The following is a 21,912-nucleotide window of genomic DNA, read 5'->3' on the forward strand; positions in this document are numbered from 1 at the left end:
CGCGCGAGGAACATCACGTTTCTTGCGCGGTCCCACCCAAGTCAGTAGGCTTCCGCGACCGTTCGAGACGGGCATGCGCCGGTCGGTGCCGGCCTGTCTCGGTTGCGACGGAACGATTTGTACGCGTGGCCGCGGGCCGCGTCCTTGGCCCGGAACCAAAAGGACTGAGCTGGCCGGATGCTCTACGCAATTATCTCAACGTTCCTGCTGGCGGCAGCCGCCCCCGCGGTGCACCGCCTGACCGGCCGTGCCAGCGGCTGGGTGCTGGGTCTGTTGCCGGCCGCGTTGTTCGTCTATTTCCTGAGCTTTCTGCCGGCGGTCTCCAGTGGCGAGTCCATCGTGCTGGCCTGGCCCTGGCTGCCGGGGCTGGATATCCAGCTCTCGTTCCTGGTGGACGGGCTGTCGCTGCTGTTCGCGCTGCTGATCTCGGGCATCGGCTTCTTCATCGTCACCTACGCCGGGCGCTACCTCGAGGGGGACCGTGACCTCGGGCGCTTCTACGTGATCATCCTGGCCTTCATGGGCTCCATGCTGGGGCTGGTGCTGGCGGACAACCTGGTCGCGATGTTCGTGTTCTGGGAGCTGACCAGCATCACGTCCTATCTGCTGATCGGTTACAACCACGAGAACGCGGACGCCCGGAAGTACGCCCTGCAGGGCCTGTTCGTCACCGTGGGCGGCGGCCTGGCGCTGCTGGCCGGGATCATCATGCTGGCGATGGCCGGCGGTTCCTGGGAGCTGTCCGAGATCCTCAACAACGGCGACGTGGTGCGCGAGCATGCGCTGTACCTGCCGTTGTTGCTGCTGATCCTGATCGGGGCCTTCACCAAATCGGCGCAGGTCCCGTTCCATTTCTGGCTGCCGCGCGCGATGGCTGCGCCGACCCCGGTCTCCGCCTACCTGCACTCCGCGACCATGGTGAAGGCCGGCGTATACCTGCTGGCGCGCCTGAACCCGTCGCTGGGTGGCACCGACATCTGGTTCACCACGCTGGCGTTGTTCGGTGCGGTGACCATGTTCACCGGTGTGTTCCTGGCCTTCCGCTCGACCGGGGTGAAGAAGGTGCTGGCGTACTCCACGGTGATGGCCCTGGGTACGCTGACCATGCTGATCGGGATCGGCACCGAAACCGCATTGATGGCGGCGATGGCCTTCCTGCTGGCGCACTCGCTGTACAAGGGCGCGCTGTTCATGGTCGCCGGTATCCTGGATCACGAGGCCGGTGCCAAGGATTTCCTGCAGACCGGGGGGCTGCGCAGCGCGCTGCCGGTCACGGCCGCGTTCGCGATTCTCGCGGCGCTGTCGTTGGGGGGTGTGATCCCGCTGTTCGGGTTCGTCGCCAAGGAGCTGATGCTGGAGGCCGTACTCGATGCCCCGAGCCTGGGCGGCATCCTCGCCCTGCTGGCGGTACTGACCGCGATCCTGGGGGTTGCGGTGGCCGCGATCGTCGGTATTCGCCCGTGGTTTGGACCCAAGGTGGATACGCCGAAGACGCCGCACCATGATGCCCCGGTGGCCATGCTCGCCGGCCCGGCGGTGCTTGCGAGTCTGGGGCTGATCTTCGGTCTCGGCCCGGGACTGGCGGACGAAGGCCTGATCAATGCCGCGGCGGCCAGCGTGCAGGGCGCGCCGGTGGATGGCTACCTGGCGCTGTGGCACGGGATCAACTGGCCGCTGGCGATCTCCGCGTTCAGCCTGGTGGCCGGTGGGGTGCTGTACTGGCGCTGGGAGCAGGCGCGCCGCGCGCTGGCGTGGGTGGATCGCGCGGCCGAATACGGCCCGGAGAAGGGCTACTTCAAGATGATGGACGGCCTGGTGGCACTGTCGGAGTGGCAGACCCGCGTGCTGCAGAACGGCTATCTGCGCTATTACGTGATCGTGATCGTCGCGATGACCGCGGGCCTGGTCGGGGTGACGGCGCAGCTGTTCGACGTCGGCGTGGGCGGCCTCGACTGGGCCGCGCTGAAGATCCACGAGGTCGCGATCCTGGCGATCCTGGTGGCCTCGATGCTGTTCGCGGTGCTGACGCGCTCGCGTCTGGGGGCGGTGGCGGCGCTGGGGTCGCTGGGCTTTACCGTGGCCCTGGTCTACGTGCTTTACAGCGCGGCGGATGTCGGTATTACCCAGGTGCTCGTCGAGACCCTGACCGTGATCCTGCTGGTGCTGGTGCTGTTCCGCCTGCCGGGTTTCTTGAACCTGTCGTCCACCGCGCTGCGGGTGCGCGATGCCGGGATCGCGCTGGTGATGGGCGGCATGATCACGCTGCTGATCCTGAGCACCCTGGATGCGCGCCTGTTCCCGTCGATCTCGCAGTACTTCATTGACGAGTCGGTGCCCTCCGGCTATGGCCGCAATATCGTCAACGTGGTCCTGGTGGACTTCCGTGCGCTGGATACGCTGGGCGAGATCTTCGTGCTGGCGCTGGCGGCGATCGGGGTGTACGCGATGCTGCGTTTCCGCGCGGAGGACCGCCGATGAACATGCATTCCCTGATCCTGCGCACTGCGGGGCATTTCCTGCTGCCGCTGCTGCTGCTGTTCTCCGTGTTCCTGCTGCTGCGCGGTCATGACGAACCGGGCGGCGGCTTCATCGGCGGCCTGGTCGCGGCCGCGGCGATCGTGCTTTACCTGTTCTCGATGGATATCCAGTCGGCGCGCAAGGTGCTGCGCGTGGACCCGCGCGACGTGCTGGGCGTTGGCATGGTGCTGGCCGTGATCAGCGCGATCCCCGGGGTGTTCCGCGGGGAGGCCTTCTTCACCGCCCAGTGGTGGGAGTTCACCGCGCCGCTGTTCGGCGAGATGAAGCTCTCCACCGTGCTGATCTTCGATATCGGGGTGTACCTGGTGGTAATCGGGTCCGTGCTGACCATCATGCTGAACCTCGCGGAGGCGGAAGACTGATGGAAGTCGTCATGGCCTTTGTGGTGGGCGGCCTGTATGCCGCGGCCATCTACATGATGCTGCGCCGCTCGATCGTGAAGCTGGTGATCGGGCTGGTACTGCTGTCGAATGCCGCCAACCTGCTGATCTTCACCGTGGCCGGCATGACCTCCGGTGCGCCGCCGCTGATCGCGCCGGGCGACACGGTGCCCGAGGGCGTATCCGCCGATCCGCTGGCCCAGGCCGTGGTGCTGACCGCGATCGTGATCGGGTTCGGGGTGCTGGCGTTCGCCGTGGTGCTGATTCACCGCGCCTACGAGGTGGTGCAGGCCGATGACATGGATCAGATGAAGGACACCGATCGATGATGATGTCGGTAGCCCTTCCGGTCGTGCTGCCGCTGCTGTTCGGCGCACTGTCCGTAATGTTCTGGCGCTCGCACTTCGCGCAGCGCTCGCTTGGCGTGCTCGGCACCGGCGCAATGCTGGCGGTCTCCGTCTGGCTGCTGGCGGATACCTGGGAGCACGGCCATGTGGTGATGGAGATGGGCTCCTGGCCCGCTCCGTTCGGGATCGTGCTGGTGTCCGACATGCTGGCCGCGATCATGGTGGTGCTGACCGGGATCATCGGCTTCGCCACCGCGCTGTATTCGCTCTCCGGCATCGGCAAGATGTCGGAGAAGTTCGGCTACTACCCGCTGCTGCACCTGCTGCTGGCGGGGGTAAACGGCGCCTTCCTGACCGGCGACATCTTCAACCTCTACGTGTGGTTCGAGGTGATGCTGGTCGCGTCCTTCGCCCTGCTGATCCTGGGCGGGGAACGCGCGCAGATGGAGGGGGCGATCAAGTACGTCACCCTGAACCTGCTGTCGTCGATGATCTTCCTGACCGCGATCGGCCTGACCTATGGTCTGACCGGCACGCTGAACATGGCCGACATCGCGGACAAGCTGGCCACGGTGGAGGACACCGGGCTGATCACCGTGATCGCGATGCTGTACCTGGTCGCGTTCGGGGTGAAGGCGGCGGCGTTCCCGTTCTTCTTCTGGCTGCCGGCCTCCTATCACACGCCCAAGGTCGCGGTCTCCGCGCTGTTCGCGGGTCTGCTGACCAAGGTCGGGGTATATGCGCTGTTCCGCGTGTTCACGCTGATCTTCAATCAGGACGTGGACTACACCCACGAGATCCTGCTGTGGGTCGCGGCCGCGACCATGCTGACCGGCGTGCTCGGGGCGGCGGCGCATTACGAGTTCCGGCGCATCCTCTCGTTCCACATCATCAGCCAGATCGGCTACATGATCATGGGGCTGGCGCTGTTTACGCCGCTGGCGCTGGTCGGCGGGGTGTTCTACATCATGCACCACATCATCGTGAAGGCGAATCTGTTCCTGATCAGCGGGATCACCTTCGTGATGAAGGGCACCCACGAGCTGAAGCAGATGGGCGGGATCTACCGCACGAATCCGATGCTGGGTGTGCTGTTCCTGATCCCGGCGTTGTCGCTGGCAGGGCTGCCGCCGCTGTCCGGGTTCTTCGCGAAGTTCATCATCATCCGCGCGGGCATCGAGGCCGAGGCCTACTGGGTGGTGGCGGTCGCGCTGGTGGTGGGGCTGCTGACGCTCTACTCGATGATCAAGATCTGGGCCGAGGTATTCTGGAAGGCGCAGCCGGAAGGCGTGGAGACCGATGACGTGACCTCCGGTCCGATGATCTGGATGTGGCTCCCGGTGATCATGCTGGCGCTGATGACCGTGGCCATTGGCCTGTACGGCGAGCCGATCTACCAGATGGCCCTGATGTCGGCCGAACAGCTGCTGGATCCGTCGCAGTACATCGAGGCGGTACTGGGGGCACAGCCATGATCGCGCTGACCTGGAATATCGCGCTGGCCCTGATCTGGGTCTTCCTGACCGGCACGTTCAGCACCGGCAACCTGCTCGTGGGGTTCTTCCTCGGCTATGTGCTGCTGGCCTTCGCGCTGCGCGACAAGCCGGGTTTCTCGAGCTACGCGCGGCGGGTGCCCAAGTTCATCGCGTTCATTGGCTACTTCGTCTGGGAGCTGTTCCTGTCCAATCTGAAGGTGGCGTATGACGTGATGACGCCGACCCACCACATGGTGCCGGGCGTGATCGCCTTCCCCCTGGATGCCAGGACCGATGGCGAGATCACCATCGTCGCCAACCTGATCTCGCTGACCCCGGGAACACTGAGCCTCGACGTGTCCACCGACAAGAAGGTGCTGTACATCCACGTGATGTACATCGAGGATCGGGACGAGGTGATCCGCTCCATCAAGTACCTGGAACACCGCGCGCTGGAGGTCCTGCGCTAGGCGCAGGGGATGCAGATGTTCGATATCGCCATCATCGCTTCCAATGTGCTGCTGAGTATCGCCCTGCTGCTGGGGTTCTGGCGGCTGTATCTGGGGCCGACCCTGCCCGATCGCGTGGTCGCGCTGGAACTGATCGCATCGCTGACGATCGGCTTTATCGCGGTGTATGTAATCTCCAGCGGCCGCACCCCGTTCATCGACGTGGCTATGGTGCTGGCGCTGACCGCGTTCCTCGCGGCGGTCGGCTTTGCCCGTTACCTGGAGAAAGGGGGGCATCGCGACGATGACTGAGTTCTTCACGGGGCTGTTTCTGGTGGTGGGTGCGGCGTTCATGGTCGTGGCGGCGCTGGGCCTGGTGCGCATGCCCGACCTGCCGATGCGCCTGCACGCGACCACCAAGGCGGGCGTGCTGGGGGCTGGCCTGATGATGGTCGGGGTCGCGGTGTACTTCGGTGACGGCGGCGTGACCACGCGCGCGGTGGCGGTGATCGGCTTCCTGCTGCTGACCGCGCCGGTGGCCGCCCATGCGATCGGGCGCGCGGGTTATTTCGTCGGTGTCCCGCTGTGGGAAAACAGCAAGACCGACGAGCTGAAGGGACGCTACGACGAGAAGACTCACACCCTGTCTTCGCCGCCGGAGATGCACGAGCCCGAGGATCGGGACGACGCATCGCGCTGAGACCGATGCTTTTCGGCATACCCAGCGAGCCCCGTGGCCATGCCGCGGGGTTCGTTCGTTTGGGGCCGGCGCGGCCGGGGCGAGAGGACACCCGTCTGCGTTCGGAGGCCATGCGGTCACCCGGCCGGGGTGAAGCGCAGAGCCGGGATCTCCGGCGTCAGCAAGAGCCCGGATGCTTGAGATGACCCCCGGTTCAGCACACCCCGAAAATCGCAGGAGCCTGCTCGCAGGCGAAGCCCCTGCCAAAGTCAGACGTGGTCAGGGGAATTCGCCTGCAAGCAGGCTCCTGCAGGGGGCTATGGAGGCGCGACCAGGGCGGCCGACAAAAAAGCCGGGGCGTTAGGCCCCGGCAATGGGTACAGTCGTTGGAGAGACGACAGTTCCTTGGTCCGGGATCGCTCCCGGCATGCGGCCGTCAGGCCGCGTGGGTTTCCTTGGCCTCGCGGGCGGCCTTGGCCTGTTCCGGGTCGTAGGCCGCGCCGGACCAGAGCATCTCGTAGGCGATCTCCTCGTTCCCGTTCTCGCACAGTTCCAGGACCTGCTGGAACAGGGGCTGGAAGGTCTCGCTCTGATGCGACGCCTCGTGTTCCTCGAAGCTGTTCCAGAAGGTAATGATCAGCGCTTCCTTGTCCTTCATCGGGCTCTCGACCGCCTGGCCGATCGTCGAGCCCTCGTTCGAGACCGCGCCGGAGTTCAGGGCGACAAAGCCGCCGACAAAGCCGGTATCCGAGTGGTAGGTCTTCACGTTCTCGCAGAGGACCGCGACACGCTCCTGCAGGTCGTCGATGGTGTACTCCGGCTTCAGGATCACGCGGTTGATGGTGACCACGCCGTCGGCCGGGAAGTTGTTGATCAGCTGGCTCATGACGTCCTCCTTTTGCAGGGGAAGGGTGCCCGTGGGCACGGGATAGTCATTCAGTTAGTAAGCAACTTCTAATTGAAGTTCCCGAGTACCGTACTCAGGAATTACTGCGTTCGCCAGAATGCCCCAAAAACCGGAGGGTCCGGTCCCGCGCGGGTGCGCAAGCAGGGCTTGCGTTGGCGGCGCGCGTTGGTTAGCTTATATTCCAACGAATATTGGAATGTGTGCGGTGTCCGGACGCGAACTCAAAGACCTCCTGTACGAACAGGTGGCCCGCATTGCCCGCGCGGCCGCCAGTCCCAAGCGGTTGGAGCTGATCGAGATCCTCGTGCAGGGGGAGAAGAGCGTCGAACAACTGGCGTCGGACGCGGAGATCAGTGTGAAGCTGGCCAGTGCCCACCTGAAGGAGCTGCGCCTTGCGCGGCTGGTGGAGGCCCGGCGCGAAGGCCGGTACATGTTCTACCGCCTGGTCGATCGGCATGTCGCCGATTTCTGGGTGATGCTGCGAACACTTGCCGAAGAACGGCTGCTGGAGCTGCAGGCCGCCACTCGAGAGATCGCCGAGGGTGCGGGCGATCTGGCCCCCATGGCGGGCGAACAGCTACTCGAGCGGGCGCGGCGCGGCGAGGTGATCGTGCTCGACGTACGTCCGGGCATGGAATACGCCAGCGCCCATCTCCCCTATGCCCGATCCATCCCCGTCAGCGAGTTGCGCGACCGGCTGGGCGAATTGCCGACTGACCGCCCCGTGGTGGCGTACTGCCGAGGACCGTACTGCCTGATGGCGAGCGAGGCCGTCCAGATTCTGGGTCGGCACGGCATCCGGGCCAGCCGGCTCGAGGACGGCATCGCGGAGTGGCGCTACCAGGGCCTTCCGCTGACAAAAAAAGATCAAGACGCATCGGAGCAGACGACGTGACGGACCATCACAAGGCCGCGGAAGCCTACGCCCATCTGACGCACGGGATTCGGGAGAACCTCGGGCAGTTCGGGCAGCAACTGATCCAGGTCTTCTTCGTTGGCCTGACCATCGGGATGATGCGCACGGTCGTGCCGGCGCTGGCGGAGAGCGAGTTCGGTGTGGCCGAGGGCTCGTTCATGCTGCTGACCGCGTTCGTGGTCGCCTTTGGGGTCGTGAAGGGGGCGCTCAACTTCGTTGCCGGGCGCCTGTCCGAGCGGCTGGGGCGCAAGACGGTCCTGATGCTGGGCTGGGTGGCGGCCATCCCGATCCCGTTCATGATCCTTTACGCACCGTCCTGGAGCTGGATCGTCGCGGCGACCGTCCTGCTGGGCGTGAACCAGGGGCTGGCGTGGTCGATGACGCAGACCGCCAAGATGGATATCACCCGCGCCGACGAGCGCGGCTTCACCATGGGCATGAACGAGTTCTCCGGGTATGTCGGGGTTGCCGTGGCGGGGATCGTGACCGGCTATATGGCGGCCGCGTTCGGGCCACGCTGGGGCCTGCTGATCTTCGGCCTGGTGGTGATCGCCCTGGCGATCGTGATGACCGCCGTGTTCGTGCGCGAGACCCTCGACTGGGCAAAGGCCGAGGGTGCCCGGCATGCGGCCGGTCAGTCCACCGGCCCGGTGCCGCGTTACCCGACGAATATCCCCGACACGCCGACGACCTGGCAGGTGTTCACCCTGATGTCCTGGCGTGACCGGCGCATGGCGGCGTTCAGCCAGGCCGGGCTGGTGGAGAAGTTCGTGGATGCGCTGGTCTGGGTGTTCTACCCGGTGTTCCTGTATCAGCAGGGGCTCAGTCTGGCGGCGATCGGCTGGGTCGTCGGGATCTACGGCTTCGTCTGGGGCGGTTCGCAGTTCCTTACCGGGCGTCTGTCCGATCACGTGGGGCGACGCCAGCCGATCATCTGGGGAATGTGGATCTGTGGCGGCGGGGTCGCCCTGACCCTGCTCGGCGAGGGCGTACTGTGGTGGTCCTTCGCGGCGGCGGTGACCGGGTTCGGCATGGCGCTGCTGTACCCGAACCTCAGTGCGGCGGTGGCGGACATTGCGCACCCGAACTGGCGCGGCTCGGCCATCGGTACCTACCGGTTCTGGCGCGATCTCGGGTACGGCGTTGGGGCCCTGGGCCTGGGCATCGTGGCCCACCTGGGCGGCTCGGTGATCTGGGGCTTCTGGTTCGTGGTGATCGCGATGTTTGCATCCGGTGCGCTGGTCTGGTGGTGGGGTGACGAGACGCATCCGCGCCTGAACCCCCGCGACGAGTAGTCCCCGCGTCGCGATTCGCCCGGCACAGCGTTACCAGCGGGCCTTGTCCCACATCTCGGGGTTCGCCCAGAACCGGGCGTTCAGCCAGTCGGGAGTGAGCTTGTAGTCGTACAGGCTGGTGCGATAGACCGCGTGATCCGGCGCGGCGGTCTCGGCTTCGGGGTCGCGCCGGAATCCGAGCGCCAGGAAGTCGTTCAGGTCCCAGCGTTGGTCGTCCAGCCGATGCAGAATCAGCACCTCGTCGGCCCAGCGGTCGCGCAGGCCGCCCAGCAGTTGTTGTCCGGTGGTCACATCCAGCGCGCTGAGGGTGTCCGGGAGCAGGACCAGCGGCACTCGTGGCTCGGGCGGATGCTCGAGAAACGCTGCCACCGTTTCCTGCTCCACATCCGGTGGACTGTCCGTGGTCTCCGGGGCGGCGACCAGCAGGAGGGTGCGCCCCTCGCGCAGGCGTCGCGGCAGGTTGCGGCGCAGGACGTCGATGTCGATCAAGGGCTACCTCCCCGGCGTTCCGTGGCGTGTCGGCCCCGTCCCGGGGCCGTGTTCGTTATACTCTAAAGCACTCTCACTTCTACCGCGGACCCGTCAGAAGGAACCCTCTCCATGTCCAAGGAACTGCTGACCGAATTCCTCTCCAAGCACCCGATCTCGGCGTCCCTGACGCCGGCCGAGGTCGAAGTCCTGCTCGAGTACCTGGAAGTGGTGGAGACCCATCACAAGCAGGTGATCGCGGATATCGGCGAGGTCGGGGAGTCGCTGTTCTTCGTGGTCAGCGGGACCGCCGCGCTGTACCACGATGACGGCAGCCAGGAGATCGAGGTCGGTCGCATGCAGACCGGCGAGCTGGCCGGGTCCATGTCGTTCTTCGACCGCGTGCCGCGCGGCGTGCGCATGCGTGCCTTGAGCGACAATACCCGCCTGTTGCGCCTGTCGCGCTCCATGTACGACCGCCTGCGTGTCGAACAGCCGTACATCGCGGTGAACCTGCTCGAGTTCGCCATCATCAGCCTGGATCACCTGATCCGCCGGGTCTCCGAGGACGTGGCCACCTACGCCCACTATCTCTACTCCCCGGGCAAGAAGTAACCCCGGTCGCGGGCGGAGACTCTCGTGCTCGCCACCCTGCAGACGATCGCCGAGCACCTGCTGCTGCCGCCCGGTCTGGGCATCACGCTGACCCTTGTGGGCGTGGCCTTGTGGTGGGCCGACTGGCGGGGCGGGCGGGCGTTGCTCGCCCTGGGCCTGCTGGCGCTGGTGCTGCCGAGCCTGAACATCGTGGCCCAGCCGCTGGCCCACAGCATCGAGCGTGACCTGCGCGACGGCGTGATCGCGGTGGGCCGGGCCGATGTCATCGTGGTGCTGGGGGGTGGCCGCTGGCCCGGGCGCGCCGAGGACGGCGGGCGTGACGCCCTGAACCCGCGGACCCACGAGCGCCTGCGACATGCGGCGCGGCTGCACCGCGATACCGGGTTGCCGATCCTGGTCTCCGGCGGGCGTCCGGGTGCCTTGCCGGGCCGGCGCTCCGAGGCCGAGCTGATGGCGGCGAGCCTGCAGGGCGATCTGGGGGTGCCGGTGCGCTGGCTGGAGAACACCTCGCGCAACACCTGCGAGAACGCCTCCCACACCCGCCAGCGACTCCAGAACAGTGATGTGCAGCGGGTACTGGTGGTGACCCAGGCGCTGCATCTGCCGCGTGCACTGGCCTGCTTCGAGCGCGCGGGACTGGCCGCCGACCCGGCCCCGGCCGGCTTTCGCGGCCCGACCGGCGACCCGATGCGGGTCGAGGACTTCCTGCCGCGACTGGACGCCCTGGAGACCTCCCGCTTCGCCCTGCGCGAGTGGGTGGCGCGTCTGGCGCGCCCGCTGCGCGATCGCCTGCCGGAGCGGGGCGACCCGGCCTGATGCACGCGCGGCGCGGTGCACCGGGCGCAGTGGCCGCGGCGGCCGGGCTGGTGCTTTTCCTGCTGGCGGGGTCGGTGACGGCCGCCGAATCCCCATCGGCTGCCGGCGGTGTCCAGCTCGACCTGCAGATCGAATCCCTGCTGCGCGAGGATCTCGATGCCCGCGGCCTGAGTACGCGGGTGCAATGGACGCGCGAAGGCCTGTCGCTGGAAATCCGCGCGGAACGTGTCGAGCTTCCCGCCCCGATCGGGACCCTGCGACGACTGCGGGTGGAATGTGGCGACCTGCGGCTCGGCCGTACCGAGGTCCGCTGCGAGGCCGCCCGACTCTGGGGGGATGCCGGGGATCTGGACCTGCGCGGCGCGCGGGTGCGCCTGGTCTGGGGCCGCGAGAGCGGTCAGCTGACCCTGGCGGGCGCCTGGCCGGGCTGGTTCGGGGCCAGCGGGGATGTTCGTGTGCACCGCGACCCGGCGCGCGGCTGGGATGTGCGGGCCGATCTCGACGGCATTGATCTGGCGGCGCTGGCCGCCTCCCCGCGCCTGCCGATGGAGCTGCCCGTGCACCTTGGCCAGGGCCGGGCGGATGTCGCGCTGCGCTGGCGTGAACGCGGCCGTTCGGAAGGCACCCTGCGGGTCCATGACCTCGCCTTCAGCGATGACCTCGGGCTCCAGGCGGGCGAGGAGCTGGATGCGCGACTGTGGGTCGCGGGGGACGCGAACGGCTGGGATGTGGAGGCGGCCGTGACGGCAGGCGTGGTGTTCGTGGATCCCTGGTTCGTGGATCTCGACGCCGAGGGGCCGGTCGTGCTGGAGGCCCGTGGCCTGGTGGCGGACGCCGACAACGGCTCGGCGCGCACGGATTTGCTCTCGCTGGACTATGGGGCGGCGGCGGCCCTGCAGGGGCAGGACCTGGCGTTCGCGCCCGGGCGCGGGCTGGAGGGCCGGGTCCAGGCGGAGATCGCGGCGCTGGGGGTGATCTACGACACCCTGCTGTCGCCCTGGCTGGTGGGGACCCCGCTGGGCGAGCTGGATGTCGCGGGTCACCTGGCGGGCGAGATCGAACTGCAGGATTCCATGCCGCGTTACATGCGTGCGGAGTGGTCCGGGGTGGAGGCGCAGGATCGCCGGGGACGCTTCGGTCTCAGTGGGGCGCGGGGTGGTCTCGACTGGTCGGACACGGTGCCGGGCGGTCCGGGGCGCATCGAAGTGGATGCCGCCCATCTCTACGGGCTCCCGTTCGATGCCTTCAGCGCGCAGGTGCGGGCGCGGCCACAGGGACTGGAGTTACTGGAGGCGACCGAGATCCCGATCCTCGATGGTGGGCTGCGGGTCGGGGCCTTCAGTCTGCAGCAGACGGAGACCGGGCCGGATGTGCAGTTTCAGGGCGGCATCCGGGCCATCAGCCTGGAGCCGTTGACCGAGGTGCTGGGATGGCCCCGGTTCTCCGGGCAGGTGGCGGGAATGATCCCGCGCGTCCGCCTGGAGGATGGCGACCTGAACGTGGACGGGCGGTTGCTGGTGCAGGTGTTTGACGGCGAGGTGGTGTTGCGCGATGTCTACATCCACGATCTGTTCGGCTACGCCCCGGAGCTGGGGCTGTCGACGCAGATTCAGCGCCTGGATCTGGAACTGGTCACCCGTGCCTTCGATTTCGGGCGTATCCAGGGCCGTCTGTCGGGCCACGTGAACGACCTGGTGATGGTGGACTGGTCGCCGGTGCATATGGATCTGGAGCTGATGACGCCGATGGACGCGCCGGGGCGGCGGCGCATCAGCCAGCGCGCGGTGGAAAACATCACCGAGCTGGGCGGCGGGATCCAGGCGGCGGCGTCGTCGATCTTTCTGCGCTTCTTCGAGAACTTCAGCTATCGCCGCCTGGGTTTCCGTTGCGAGCTGCGCGGGGACGTATGCACCGCCTCTGGCGTCGCCGATCGCCCCGATGACGGGTTCGTACTGGTCCAGGGTGGCGGGCTGCCGCAGATCCAGGTGATCGGGTACAACCGGCGGGTCGACTGGCCGGAGCTGATCAACCGCCTGGCCACGATCCAGGCGGGCGAGGGCCCGGTGGTGCAGTAACCACGCATTCAGCGTTTGGTTGCCATTCAGGATGATGGTGTAGATTGGGCACATGCGGGACGGACCCGCTCGAACAAGGGATGACAGGCATGAAGGCTTTGTGGAGTGTTCCGGGACTGGCGCTGGTGTTTGCCCTGCTGGCCGGCTGCGTGACCATCAATATCTACTTCCCCACCGCCGCGGCGGAGGAGGCGGCGCGCGCCATCGTGCGCGACGCGCTGCAGGTGCCGGACAGCGAGGCCGCGCCGCAGTCCGAGTCCGGCGCGCAGCTTCCGGCCCAGCCGCGTCATGCCGGCGCCGCGACGGGCAGCACGCCGGTGCTGGCCTGGGTGCTGGAGCGTCTGGTCAGCCCGGCCGCGGCGCAGAGCCCGGACCTGCAGATCGAGACCCCGGCGATCAATCGCATCCGGGCCTCGATGCGTGAGCGGGCGCCGCAGCTGGCGCCGCATTTCCGCAGCGGGGCGATCGGGTTCGGCAACAACGGCGACGTGGTGATCCGTGACCTCTCCGAGGTGCCGCTGCGGGACCGCAGCACCGTACAGCGCCAGGTCAGCGAGGAGAACTCCGACCGCGATTCGCTCTACCGCGAGATCGCGCGCGCCAATGACCGCCCGGACTGGGAACGCCAGATCCGCGAGACCTTTGCCCGCGTCTGGGTGGAAGAGGCCCCGGCGGGCTACTGGTACCAGGACCGTAACGGCCAGTGGCGGCAGAAGTAGGGCCTGGTGACGGGGCCACATACCCACGGGAGTAATGCGTGGCGGGCGTAGCCTGGGCCGCACGCCTGGATGCCCGCCGGCGCCAGCTGGTCGAGCTGGTCCAGGACACGGACCTCTCGGCGCTGCCCTGGTGGAAGGCGGTCCCGCTGGGTGTCGTGCGGGGCCTGTTCGGCCTGGCCCGCGAGGTCTCCGAGGGCCAGCTGACGCTGCGGGCGATGAGCCTGGTCTACACCACCCTGCTGTCGATGGTGCCGCTGCTGGCGCTGTCGTTCTCGGTGCTCAAGGCCTTTGGTGCCCACAATGCGGTGGAGCCGTTCCTGCTGGGCGTGCTCGAGCCGCTGGGCGAGCAGGGGGTGGAGATCGCCCACAACGTGCTCGACTTTGTCGACAATATGCGCGTGGGCGTGCTCGGCTTCGTGGGCCTGCTGTTCCTCGTGTACACCGTGATCGCACTGGTGCAGAAGATCGAGCTGGCCTTCAACACCATCTGGCGGGTGGAGAACAGCCGCAGCCTGGCCCAGCGCTTTTCCAACTACCTGTCGGTGATCCTGATTGGTCCGGTGCTGGTGGTCTCGGCGCTGGGGCTGACCGCCACGGTGATGTCATCGGCCGCGATGCAGGCGATTGCCGGGGTCGAACCCTTCGGCATGCTGATTACCGAGATCTCGCGGCTGGTGCCGTACATCCTGATCATCTCCGCGTTCGCGTTCATCTACGTGTTCGTGCCGAACACCCGGGTCAAGATCCTCCCGGCGCTGATCGGCGCGGTGGTGGCCGGTTTCCTGTGGCAGAGCGTGGGCTGGGTATTCGCCAACATGGTGGCGGGTTCAACGCGCTATGCGGCGATCTATTCCAGCTTCGCCATCATGATCATGCTGCTGATCTGGATCTACCTCGCCTGGCTGATCCTGCTGATCGGGGCCAATGTCGCCTTCTTCGTCCAGCACCCGGAGTACATGAACGTGCGCGGCATCCGCCTGCGCCTGTCCGGGGCGGCACGCGAACGCATGGGGCTGCACCTGATGCAGCAGGTCGGCCAGCGCTTTCACGACGGGCGCCCGGCACCCACCCTGGACGAGGTGGCCGCGACCCTGGCGGTGCCGGGCAATGCCCTGGGTGATGCGGCGCGCCGGTTGGAAGAGGCCGGTCTGCTGTTGAAGGCGGGAAGCGAGGGCCAGCATCTGGTACCGGCCCGCGACCTGGACGCGATCCGCGTGGACGAAATCCTGGAGGCGCTGCGCGAGGACAGTGATGACCACGCCATTCGTCGTCTGCGCGGCAGCCTGAGTGTGGAGACGACGCTGAAAGAGGTGGATCAGGCGCGCGAGGAGCGCCTGAACGGGCGCACCCTGCGCGACCTGCTGGCGCGCCCCGATGCCAGTGCCGCGGCGGAGACCGCCTGACACCCGGCCACGCTGGGTTCAGGTTTGGGGTCAGGAACGGGCCGCCTCGGCGTCCAGCCGCTGCTGGGCCCGTGCCATCAGCTGGCCCGACACCCGGTCGACCAGCGACTGGGCCGCGCGCCGCACGGCCGCGTCGAGCAGCGGGTTCAGCTTGTACTCCAGTTCGAACTCCACGCGCGTGCGGTCCTCGCCCTCGGGGCTCAGGCGGTAGCTGCCCCGGTTCTGCACCCCGCGGATGGAGCGCCAGGCAAAGTGCTCCGGCGCGATCGCGGTGCAGACCTCGACATCGAAATCCATGCGCATCCCGGCGGCCCGAATGGTCCAGCGATAGCAGTCGTCACCCAGGCACTCGATATGCTCGACGTGGTCGCACAGGTCGACAAAGTTGGGCACGTGACTCAGCAACTCGAAGACCCGTTCCGGCTCGGCGCGCAGGGAAGTGGCGTGGGAGATGGTTCGCATGGCGCAGTCTTCTTGGCTAAAGGCTTTCCGTTTAAGAGCCTGGCCCCGGTCGGGGGTTCCCTGCAAGCCATGCGGGAACTACACGAGCGTGTACATTCACCGCTGTTTCCCGAGGGAAACACTGATTAATGTGCACGCTCGCGCTCGAGTCGCTTTTGCGTGCGAACAAGGCGCGGTGACTGCCGTGCAGTCATTCTGCACAAGGGAGCCGCAACGCCGTTCCCGCGCCCGTTTTTGTCAACAACGGGCGGCCGAGCCCCTTCGTTCAATAGGTTGTGGGGTTGGCACCCCGGGTTCCCCGATCCTGCGTTGCGCCCCGAATCCATCAAAAACGGGCGGGTAGAACCACTACCCGCCGCACGACGCGCCTGGTCTCGAAGAACCTGGGGTGCCAACGCGAGTGTGTACATTGATCAGTGTTTCCCTAGGATAAGGGTCTTTTCCGGATAAACGGATCTCCGTATGAATCCAGCGTCCCAAGGGCCCGTGCCCGACTTCCTGCAACGTTTCGAGGCCGGTTCCACCGGCATCCTGTACTGGGAGCAGCTGGAGCGGCTGTGGACGCTGCTGCGCGACCGCGCCGATGGCGGCTGGTACGTCTACGCGGTAGGGGATACCGTGCCCGTGGAACCGGTCTCCGCAGAGGATTTCCGGCGTTTCATCGACGAGGTCGACACCCTGTTGCGGCAGGATCACGACGAGGACTACTGCGGGATCGTCTACGTCGATGACCGCGAGGCGCCGGAATTCGTGAAGATCTTCGACCCCAACAACCTCGGCTCCAGCTGCGGCTCCTCGGGGCTGCGGGTGCTGCCGGGCTGGGTGCTGTCGCGCGTGCCGCCGGTGGACCTGGAGGCGGCGATGCCGCCGACCGGGAGCCGCCGGCGCTGGTGGCAGCGTCTGTTCGGCGGGGCGAAATGAGTACCGCCGGTACCCAGCGGAGGCGCGGCGATGGCTGATTCCTGGTGGCAGCGCCTGCGCGGACAGGCGCGCGTGCTGCTCGCGCTGGGCATCCTGCTGCTGGTGATCCTCTGGATCGCCTCGGGGATGTTCGGGCGCGAGGCCGACGAGGCGCCGCGGGCGGCCGAGCCGCAGCCGATGGCCGTGGCCGTGACCACGCTGGAGGCGGAGCCGGTGGAGCGCCTGCTGGTGCTGCAGGGGCGGGTGGAGCCGGATCTGCGCGTGTTGGTGCGTGCCGAGACCGCCGGTCAGGTGGCCGAGTGGGAGGTGGCCCGCGGGGCACGCGTGGCCGCCGACGTACCCCTGGCGCGACTGCGCATGGACGACCGCGAGGCGCGCCGGCGCCAGGCGATCGCGCGGCTGCGCGGCGCCGAGAGCGAATTCGAGGCCGCCCAGCGGCTGCACGATCAGGGCCATGTGTCGCGCACCCAGCTGGAGGCCCGCGAGGCCGAGCGCGAGGCCGCCCGCGCGGAGCTGGAGGCGATCGAGCTGGATATCCGCAACACGCGCATCATCGCGCCGGTGGCCGGGGTGGTGAATCAGCGTCTGGCGGAACGGGGCGACTTCGTGGCCCGTGGCGACCCGGTGGCGGAGATCGTGGACAACGACCCGCTGCTGGCGGTGGTGCATGTACCACAGCATCAGATCGGGCGGGTGGAGTCGGGCCAGGCGGCGCGCATCCGCTTCCTCGACGGGCGTCGTGCGGAGGGCGAGGTGCGGTTCGTCTCGCGGGTGGCCGAGGCTGGCACCCAGACCTTCCGCGTGGAGGTGGAGGTACCGAATGCCGACGAGGCGCTGCCTTCCGGGATCAGCGCCGGGGTCGAGATTCCGACCGAGACGGTCGCGGCGCACAAGCTGTCGCCGGCCTGGATGGGGCTGGACGACAGCGGCCGGGTCGGGGTGAAGACGGTGGATGACGACGACCGGGTGGTCTTCCACGCGGTCGAGGTGATCCGTGCCGCCACCGACGGCGTCTGGGTCACCGGGCTGCCGGAGCGCGCGCGGGTGATCACCATCGGCCACGGCTTCGTGACCCCGGGCGAGACCGTGCGGCCCCGGCCCATGGAGGCATCGACGGGCGCGGCCGCGCCGGAACCGGTGGGCGAGGCCCTGCGGTGAAGGCCCTGATCGCCTGGGCGGTGGAGCACGCCCGGACGGTGCTGCTGTTCCTGCTGCTGATCCTGGTACTGGGCGCGACCGCCTACCAGGTGGTGCCCAAGGAGGCGGCCCCCGAGATCGACATCCCCATCTTCTTCGTGTCCGTGCCCTATCCGGGGGTCAGTCCGGAGGATGCCGAGCGCCTGATGCTGCGCCCGCTGGAGCGCGAATTGCAGACCCTGCCCGGGGTGGACGAGATGCAGTCCTGGGCCGGCGAGGGCTTTGCCCTGGTGCGGCTGGACTTCGAGCCCGGCTGGGACAACCGCCGGGCCCTGTCGGACCTGCGCGAGGAGGTCGACCAGGTGCGCCCGGAACTGCCCGCCGGGGCCGAGGACCCGAGCGTCTCCGAGGTCGACCTGTCGCTGTTCCCGGTGCTCACGCTGAACCTGTCCGGGCCGCTGGACGAGCGCACGCTGGTGCGTCTGGCGCGCGACCTGCGCGACCGCGTGGAGGCGATCCCCGGGGTGCTGGAGGCGGATGTCGGCGGCGATCGCGAGGAGCAGATGGAGGTGCTGGTCGATCCGTTGGTGCTGGAGACCTTCGAGCTGTCGTTCGACGAGCTGACCCGGGCGATCGAACGCAACAACCGTCTGGTTGCGGCCGGGGCGCTGGATACCGGCGCCGGGCGCATCCCGTTGCGGGTGCCGGGCACCATCGATGACGTCGACGACGTGCTGGATACCGCGATCCGGGTGGAGGGCGACGCGGTGGTGCGAGTGCGCGATGTCGCCGAGGTCCGCCAGAGCTATCTGGACCCGGAAGGCTTCACCCGCATCGACGGCCAGCCCTCGGTGTCGCTGGAGATCCGCAAGGCCTCGGAGGCCAACATCCTGGAGGTGGTGGCGGCCGCGCGCGCGACCATCGAGGTGGCGCGGGCCGACTGGCCGGAGACGGTCGAGGTCACCTACCTGCAGGACATGGCGCGCGATGTCGACGACCTGCTGGGCGATCTCGAGAACAGCGTGATCGCTGCGGTGCTGATCGTGGCGCTGGTGATTCTGGCAATGATGGGCGCGCGCGGCCCTGCTGGTGGGGGTGGCCATCCCCGGGGCCTTCCTCGGCGGCATCCTGGCGATCTATCTGATGGGCTTCACGCTCAATGTGGTGGTGCTGTTCGGGCTGATTCTGGTGGTCGGCATGCTGGTGGATGGCGCGGTCGTGGTGGTGGAGCTGGCTGACCGCTATGTGGCCGAGGGCATGCCGCGGCGGGAGGCCTTCCGCGCCGCGGCGCAGCGCATGTCCTGGCCGATCACCACCGCGATCGGGACCACGCTGGCGGTGTTCGCGCCGATGCTGCTGTGGCCCGGCATGGTCGGTGAGTTCATCGTCTACCTGCCGGCCACGGTGATTGTGACCCTGATCGCCTCGCTGGCGATGGCGTTGGTATTTATTCCGGCGCTGGGGTCGGTGATCGGCCAGAGCCACCCGATCAACGCGGCCCAGACGCGCTACGTGCGCGCGGCCGAGGATGGTCGCTATGACGAACTGCAGGGCCTGACCCGCGCCTACATCCGCCTGCTGCAGCCGCTGGTGCGTCGCCCCGGCTGGACGCTCGCGGGCACGCTGGCGCTGGTCGCCGCCGCCTATGCGCTGTATGCCCAGCAGGGGCGCGGGGTGGAGTTCTTCCCGCAGGTGGAGCCCGACTTCGTGCAGGTGCAGGTACAGGCGCGCGGCGACCTGTCGGTGTGGGAGGCGGACGCCCTGGTGAGACAGGTGGAGGGGCGCCTGCAGGGGGTGCCGCAGATCCAGCATGTCTATGCGCGGACCATCGGTACCCAGCTCGGGCGGCTGCAGGGCGACTACCCGGAAGACCTGGTCGGCCTGATCCAGCTGGAACTGATCTCCTGGCGCGAGCGCCCGCCGGCGGCCGCGATCATCGAGGACCTGCGCGAGCGTACCGCCGACCTGCCGGGCATCCGCCTGCAGTTTCGCGCCCAGGAACGCGGGCCGCGCGAGGGCCGGCCGATCGTGGTCGAGGCCTCCAGCCGCCAGGCTGACCGCATCGCGCCGGTGATCCGCGAGATCCGCAGTGCGATGGACGAGCTGGGCGGCTTCGAGGACGTGACCGACGACCTGCCACTGCCCGGGGTGGAGCTGGAGGTGCGCTTCGATCGTGAGCAGGCGGCGCGCTTCGGCGTGGACGTGCCGCTGTTGGGCGAGGGGGTGCAGCTGCTGACCCGCGGCATCCAGCTCGGCAGCTACCGCCCGGACTACAGCGACGAGGAGGTGGATATCCGCCTGCGCCTGCCGGCGGAGCAGCGCCACCTGCAGCAACTGGCCACCCTGAACCTGCCCGGCGCGACCGGGCTGGTGCCGCTGGCGCATTTCGCGGAACTGGTGCCGGTACCGGCCACCGGTCTGATCAAGCGCCGCGACGGCGATCGCGCCTACAGCCTCGAGGCGGATGCGGCCAGTGGCTACCTGGTGGACGAGCGCCAGCGCGCGCTGGAGGCGCGCATCGCCGGCATGGACCTGGACCCGGAGGTGCAGCTGCGGTTTCGCGGCCAGGCCGAGGAGCAGGCCGAGGCGGCGCGCTTCCTGCTCGCGGCCTTTGCGCTGTCGCTGTTCCTGATGCTCGCGATGATGGTTACCCAGTTCAACCGGTTCTCGCAGGCGCTGCTGGTGATGTCGGCGATCGTGTTCTCCACCGCCGGGGTGCTACTGGCCCTGCTGCTGCGCGGGGAGCCATTCGGCATCGTGATGAGCGGGATCGGGGTGCTGGCGCTGGCCGGGATCGTGGTGAACAACAACATCGTGCTGATCGACACCTACAACGAGCAGCGCGGGCGCGGGCTGGATGCCCTGGAGGCGGCCCTGCGCGCGGCGGCCCAGCGCATGCGGCCGGTGCTGCTGACCGCGATCACCACCATCCTCGGCCTGATGCCGATGGTGCTGGCCTGGACCGTGGACTTCGCCGGAAGGGATTTCTACGTCGGGGCGCCGGTGACCGGCTTCTGGGTGCAGCTCGCGACCGCGATCGCCGGGGGGCTGTTCATTGCCACGCCGCTGACGTTGCTGTTCACCCCCGCGATGCTGGTGCTGCTGGATCGGCTGGGACTGGACCGGCAGCCGGCGCCGGCTGAACAGTCGGCTACCGGCTCGCCAGGCGCTTGAGGCACTCGAGGTAGGCGTTCTCGTCCGGTGCGCTGTTGCTGCGCTGGGCCTCCCACAGGGTCTGGCCGAGGCATTCCATCATGCGGTGCTCGGCGTCCATCACGCCAAACCGGGCGCACAGGCCCTGGTGCAGTTCGCGGATGCCCGCGGGCCGGTCGGTCCGCGCCTGGTCGCGCAGGCTCAGGTGCATCGCCATGTGCAGGAACGGATTGGAGGTGCCCAGCTCGGGCGGGAACTCGCCGGTCAGCGCGGTCTCGCGGTCCTTCAGGTATTCGTGGTACTCGGGGTGTTCCGAGATCACGTCCACCAGTTGCTGCTCCAGGTCGGTGACTGGCTCGCCGGCCTGCGCCTTCTGCCAGGCGTCGACGAACTGGGTACGGATCTGGTCGCGGTTGCCGTACATGCGGGTTGTCCTCGGAGTTGGGGGTGTCAGGCGCCCGCGGGCGGCGGGGTCTTGGCCTTGTATTCGCACAGGTCGGCGATCGGGCAGCGCCAGCACTCCGGCTTGCGCGCCTTGCAGACGTAGCGGCCGTGCAGGATCAGCCAGTGATGGGCGTCCTGCAAGTAGGCCTTCGGGGTCAGGCGCATCAGGCGCTTCTCCACCTCGAGCACGGTCTTGCCCCTGGCCAGCCCGGTACGGTTGGCGACCCGGAAGATATGGGTATCCACCGCGATGGTGGGGACGCCGAAGGCGGTGTTGAGGATGACGTTGGCGGTCTTGCGGCCCACACCCGGCAGGGCCTCCAGCGACTTGCGGTCGCGTGGAACCTCGCCGCCGTGCTGGTCGACCAGGATGCGGCAGGTCTTGATCACGTTCTCGGCCTTGGCGTTGTACAGGCCGATGGTCTTGATGTGTTCCTTCAGCCCGTCCAGGCCCAGTTCGAGGATGCCCTCGGGGGTGTTGGCGACGGGGTAGAGGCGGCGGGTGGCCTTGTTGACGCCGACATCCGTGGCCTGGGCCGACAGGATGACCGCGATCAGCAGTTCGAACGGTGTGTCGTACTCGAGCTCGGTGGTCGGCTCGGGATTCGCCGCCTTCAGGCGCTCGAAGATGGCTTCTCGCTTTGCGGCGTTCATGGATGCGGAGGCTCCAAACAAACCGGCCCCGCTTCGCGGGGCCGGCAACTCGCGTAGTG

General features: G+C 67.8%; 21 protein-coding genes and 1 pseudogene. 17 read left to right on the forward strand and 5 right to left on the reverse strand.

The features are described from left to right. Positions 1-177: 177 nt before the first annotated feature. Genes D106_RS0100585 through mnhG form a run of 7 tightly spaced genes read left to right on the forward strand, consistent with a single transcriptional unit; the run spans position 178 to position 5,889 of the window. Positions 178-2,478, forward strand: coding sequence for a putative monovalent cation/H+ antiporter subunit A (locus D106_RS0100585; protein WP_018878876.1), 2,301 nt, complete (start codon positions 178-180; stop codon positions 2,476-2,478). Then, positions 2,475-2,900: a Na+/H+ antiporter subunit B gene (locus D106_RS0100590; protein ID WP_017942333.1), complete on the forward strand. Its 426-nt coding sequence runs from the start codon at positions 2,475-2,477 to the stop codon at positions 2,898-2,900. Before D106_RS0100585 ends, D106_RS0100590 begins: the two co-directional genes overlap by 4 nt. Continuing rightward, positions 2,900-3,247 (forward strand): Na+/H+ antiporter subunit C, encoded by a 348-nt coding sequence (locus D106_RS0100595; protein ID WP_018866906.1) that lies wholly within the window; start codon positions 2,900-2,902, stop codon positions 3,245-3,247. The genes D106_RS0100590 and D106_RS0100595 overlap by 1 nt, the downstream gene beginning before the upstream one ends. Then, positions 3,244-4,740 carry a Na+/H+ antiporter subunit D gene (locus D106_RS0100600; RefSeq protein ID WP_018866905.1) on the forward strand — a complete coding sequence of 499 codons (1,497 nt, stop codon included), beginning with the start codon at positions 3,244-3,246 and terminating at the stop codon, positions 4,738-4,740. Before D106_RS0100595 ends, D106_RS0100600 begins: the two co-directional genes overlap by 4 nt. Continuing rightward, complete coding sequence (locus tag D106_RS0100605) at positions 4,737-5,210, forward strand: Na+/H+ antiporter subunit E (RefSeq protein WP_018878877.1); 474 nt, start codon at positions 4,737-4,739, stop codon at positions 5,208-5,210. Before D106_RS0100600 ends, D106_RS0100605 begins: the two co-directional genes overlap by 4 nt. A 15-nt stretch (positions 5,211-5,225) precedes the next feature. Continuing rightward, the gene (locus tag D106_RS0100610; protein ID WP_026279247.1) at positions 5,226-5,501 is read left to right on the forward strand and encodes a monovalent cation/H+ antiporter complex subunit F; all 276 of its coding nucleotides are present in this window, start codon (positions 5,226-5,228) and stop codon (positions 5,499-5,501) included. Further along, on the forward strand, positions 5,494-5,889 hold the full coding sequence (gene mnhG / locus D106_RS0100615; protein ID WP_018878878.1) for a monovalent cation/H(+) antiporter subunit G: 396 nt from the start codon (positions 5,494-5,496) through the stop codon (positions 5,887-5,889). Before D106_RS0100610 ends, mnhG begins: the two co-directional genes overlap by 8 nt. A 415-nt stretch (positions 5,890-6,304) precedes the next feature. On the opposite strand, the gene D106_RS0100620 is transcribed toward mnhG, so the two are convergent. Next, positions 6,305-6,754: a hypothetical protein gene (locus D106_RS0100620; protein ID WP_017942339.1), complete on the reverse strand. Its 450-nt coding sequence runs from the start codon at positions 6,752-6,754 to the stop codon at positions 6,305-6,307. Positions 6,755-6,971: 217 nt separating this feature from the next. On the opposite strand from D106_RS0100620, the gene D106_RS0100625 reads away from it, so the two are divergent. Together D106_RS0100625 and D106_RS0100630 are read left to right on the forward strand one after the other, a co-directional pair. Continuing rightward, positions 6,972-7,670: a metalloregulator ArsR/SmtB family transcription factor gene (locus D106_RS0100625; RefSeq protein ID WP_018878879.1), complete on the forward strand. Its 699-nt coding sequence runs from the start codon at positions 6,972-6,974 to the stop codon at positions 7,668-7,670. After that, entirely contained in the window at positions 7,667-8,986 is a 1,320-nt protein-coding gene (locus tag D106_RS0100630) for an MFS transporter (protein WP_018875772.1), read from the forward strand. Before D106_RS0100625 ends, D106_RS0100630 begins: the two co-directional genes overlap by 4 nt. A 30-nt stretch (positions 8,987-9,016) precedes the next feature. Here the strand turns inward: D106_RS0100630 and D106_RS0100635 are convergent, their stop codons facing one another. Next, positions 9,017-9,475: a DUF6231 family protein gene (locus tag D106_RS0100635; RefSeq protein ID WP_018866897.1), complete on the reverse strand. Its 459-nt coding sequence runs from the start codon at positions 9,473-9,475 to the stop codon at positions 9,017-9,019. Positions 9,476-9,586: 111 nt separating this feature from the next. Between D106_RS0100635 and D106_RS0100640 the strand changes: the two genes are divergently transcribed. The 5 genes from D106_RS0100640 (at position 9,587) to D106_RS0100660 (ending at position 15,082) form a co-directional block, all read left to right on the forward strand. Then, positions 9,587-10,069 carry a Crp/Fnr family transcriptional regulator gene (locus D106_RS0100640; RefSeq protein ID WP_018866896.1) on the forward strand — a complete coding sequence of 161 codons (483 nt, stop codon included), beginning with the start codon at positions 9,587-9,589 and terminating at the stop codon, positions 10,067-10,069. Between the two features lie 24 nt (positions 10,070-10,093). Further along, positions 10,094-10,885 (forward strand): YdcF family protein, encoded by a 792-nt coding sequence (locus tag D106_RS0100645; RefSeq protein WP_018878880.1) that lies wholly within the window; start codon positions 10,094-10,096, stop codon positions 10,883-10,885. Continuing rightward, positions 10,885-12,960, forward strand: coding sequence for a hypothetical protein (locus D106_RS0100650; RefSeq protein ID WP_018878881.1), 2,076 nt, complete (start codon positions 10,885-10,887; stop codon positions 12,958-12,960). Before D106_RS0100645 ends, D106_RS0100650 begins: the two co-directional genes overlap by 1 nt. Before the next feature lie 89 nt (positions 12,961-13,049). Beyond that, on the forward strand, positions 13,050-13,679 hold the full coding sequence (locus D106_RS0100655; protein ID WP_018866893.1) for a YdbL family protein: 630 nt from the start codon (positions 13,050-13,052) through the stop codon (positions 13,677-13,679). A 38-nt stretch (positions 13,680-13,717) separates the two neighbouring features. Beyond that, positions 13,718-15,082, forward strand: a complete 1,365-nt coding sequence (locus D106_RS0100660; protein ID WP_018878882.1) for a YihY/virulence factor BrkB family protein — start codon at positions 13,718-13,720, stop codon at positions 15,080-15,082. Positions 15,083-15,112: 30 nt separating this feature from the next. On the opposite strand, the gene D106_RS0100665 is transcribed toward D106_RS0100660, so the two are convergent. Next, on the reverse strand, positions 15,113-15,544 hold the full coding sequence (locus D106_RS0100665) for an SRPBCC family protein (RefSeq protein ID WP_018866891.1): 432 nt from the start codon (positions 15,542-15,544) through the stop codon (positions 15,113-15,115). Positions 15,545-16,006: 462 nt separating this feature from the next. On the opposite strand from D106_RS0100665, the gene D106_RS0100670 reads away from it, so the two are divergent. The 3 genes and pseudogenes from D106_RS0100670 (at position 16,007) to D106_RS14155 (ending at position 20,776) form a co-directional block, all read left to right on the forward strand. Beyond that, on the forward strand, positions 16,007-16,465 hold the full coding sequence (locus D106_RS0100670; protein WP_026280247.1) for a hypothetical protein: 459 nt from the start codon (positions 16,007-16,009) through the stop codon (positions 16,463-16,465). A 30-nt stretch (positions 16,466-16,495) separates the two neighbouring features. Continuing rightward, positions 16,496-17,623 carry an efflux RND transporter periplasmic adaptor subunit gene (locus D106_RS0100675; RefSeq protein ID WP_018878883.1) on the forward strand — a complete coding sequence of 376 codons (1,128 nt, stop codon included), beginning with the start codon at positions 16,496-16,498 and terminating at the stop codon, positions 17,621-17,623. Further along, positions 17,620-20,776 (forward strand): annotated as a pseudogene (locus D106_RS14155) (efflux RND transporter permease subunit). The gene D106_RS0100675 and the pseudogene D106_RS14155 overlap by 4 nt, the downstream one beginning before the upstream one ends. On the opposite strand, the gene D106_RS0100685 reads toward D106_RS14155, so the two are convergent. After that, positions 20,754-21,179, reverse strand: coding sequence for a DUF1841 family protein (locus D106_RS0100685; RefSeq protein WP_018866887.1), 426 nt, complete (start codon positions 21,177-21,179; stop codon positions 20,754-20,756). The pseudogene D106_RS14155 and the gene D106_RS0100685 sit on opposite strands and share 23 nt — an antisense overlap. 26 nt (positions 21,180-21,205) lie before the next feature. Further along, complete coding sequence (nth, locus tag D106_RS0100690) at positions 21,206-21,853, reverse strand: endonuclease III (RefSeq protein ID WP_018878554.1); 648 nt, start codon at positions 21,851-21,853, stop codon at positions 21,206-21,208. Positions 21,854-21,912: the final 59 nt, after the last annotated feature.

It is taken from the genome of Thioalkalivibrio sp. ALE9, from assembly GCF_000377445.1.
Classification (GTDB): domain Bacteria; phylum Pseudomonadota; class Gammaproteobacteria; order Ectothiorhodospirales; family Ectothiorhodospiraceae; genus Thioalkalivibrio.

What these genes read in the sequence shown, in the direction of transcription:
- D106_RS0100610 (WP_026279247.1), top strand. Translation starts at nt 5,226, where the DNA reads ATGTTCGATATCGCCATCATCGCTTCCAATGTGCTGCTGAGTATCGCC.
- D106_RS0100595 (WP_018866906.1), top strand. Translation starts at nt 2,900, where the DNA reads ATGGAAGTCGTCATGGCCTTTGTGGTGGGCGGCCTGTATGCCGCGGCC.
- D106_RS0100585 (WP_018878876.1), top strand. Translation starts at nt 178, where the DNA reads ATGCTCTACGCAATTATCTCAACGTTCCTGCTGGCGGCAGCCGCCCCC.
- mnhG (WP_018878878.1), top strand. Translation starts at nt 5,494, where the DNA reads ATGACTGAGTTCTTCACGGGGCTGTTTCTGGTGGTGGGTGCGGCGTTC.
- D106_RS0100605 (WP_018878877.1), top strand. Translation starts at nt 4,737, where the DNA reads ATGATCGCGCTGACCTGGAATATCGCGCTGGCCCTGATCTGGGTCTTC.
- D106_RS0100675 (WP_018878883.1), top strand. Translation starts at nt 16,496, where the DNA reads ATGGCTGATTCCTGGTGGCAGCGCCTGCGCGGACAGGCGCGCGTGCTG.
- D106_RS0100685 (WP_018866887.1), bottom strand. Translation starts at nt 21,179, where the DNA reads ATGTACGGCAACCGCGACCAGATCCGTACCCAGTTCGTCGACGCCTGG.
- nth (WP_018878554.1), bottom strand. Translation starts at nt 21,853, where the DNA reads ATGAACGCCGCAAAGCGAGAAGCCATCTTCGAGCGCCTGAAGGCGGCG.
- D106_RS0100625 (WP_018878879.1), top strand. Translation starts at nt 6,972, where the DNA reads ATGTGTGCGGTGTCCGGACGCGAACTCAAAGACCTCCTGTACGAACAG.
- D106_RS0100640 (WP_018866896.1), top strand. Translation starts at nt 9,587, where the DNA reads ATGTCCAAGGAACTGCTGACCGAATTCCTCTCCAAGCACCCGATCTCG.
- D106_RS0100650 (WP_018878881.1), top strand. Translation starts at nt 10,885, where the DNA reads ATGCACGCGCGGCGCGGTGCACCGGGCGCAGTGGCCGCGGCGGCCGGG.
- D106_RS0100655 (WP_018866893.1), top strand. Translation starts at nt 13,050, where the DNA reads ATGAAGGCTTTGTGGAGTGTTCCGGGACTGGCGCTGGTGTTTGCCCTG.
- D106_RS0100620 (WP_017942339.1), bottom strand. Translation starts at nt 6,754, where the DNA reads ATGAGCCAGCTGATCAACAACTTCCCGGCCGACGGCGTGGTCACCATC.
- D106_RS0100600 (WP_018866905.1), top strand. Translation starts at nt 3,244, where the DNA reads ATGATGATGTCGGTAGCCCTTCCGGTCGTGCTGCCGCTGCTGTTCGGC.
- D106_RS0100665 (WP_018866891.1), bottom strand. Translation starts at nt 15,544, where the DNA reads ATGCGAACCATCTCCCACGCCACTTCCCTGCGCGCCGAGCCGGAACGG.
- D106_RS0100670 (WP_026280247.1), top strand. Translation starts at nt 16,007, where the DNA reads ATGAATCCAGCGTCCCAAGGGCCCGTGCCCGACTTCCTGCAACGTTTC.
- D106_RS0100590 (WP_017942333.1), top strand. Translation starts at nt 2,475, where the DNA reads ATGAACATGCATTCCCTGATCCTGCGCACTGCGGGGCATTTCCTGCTG.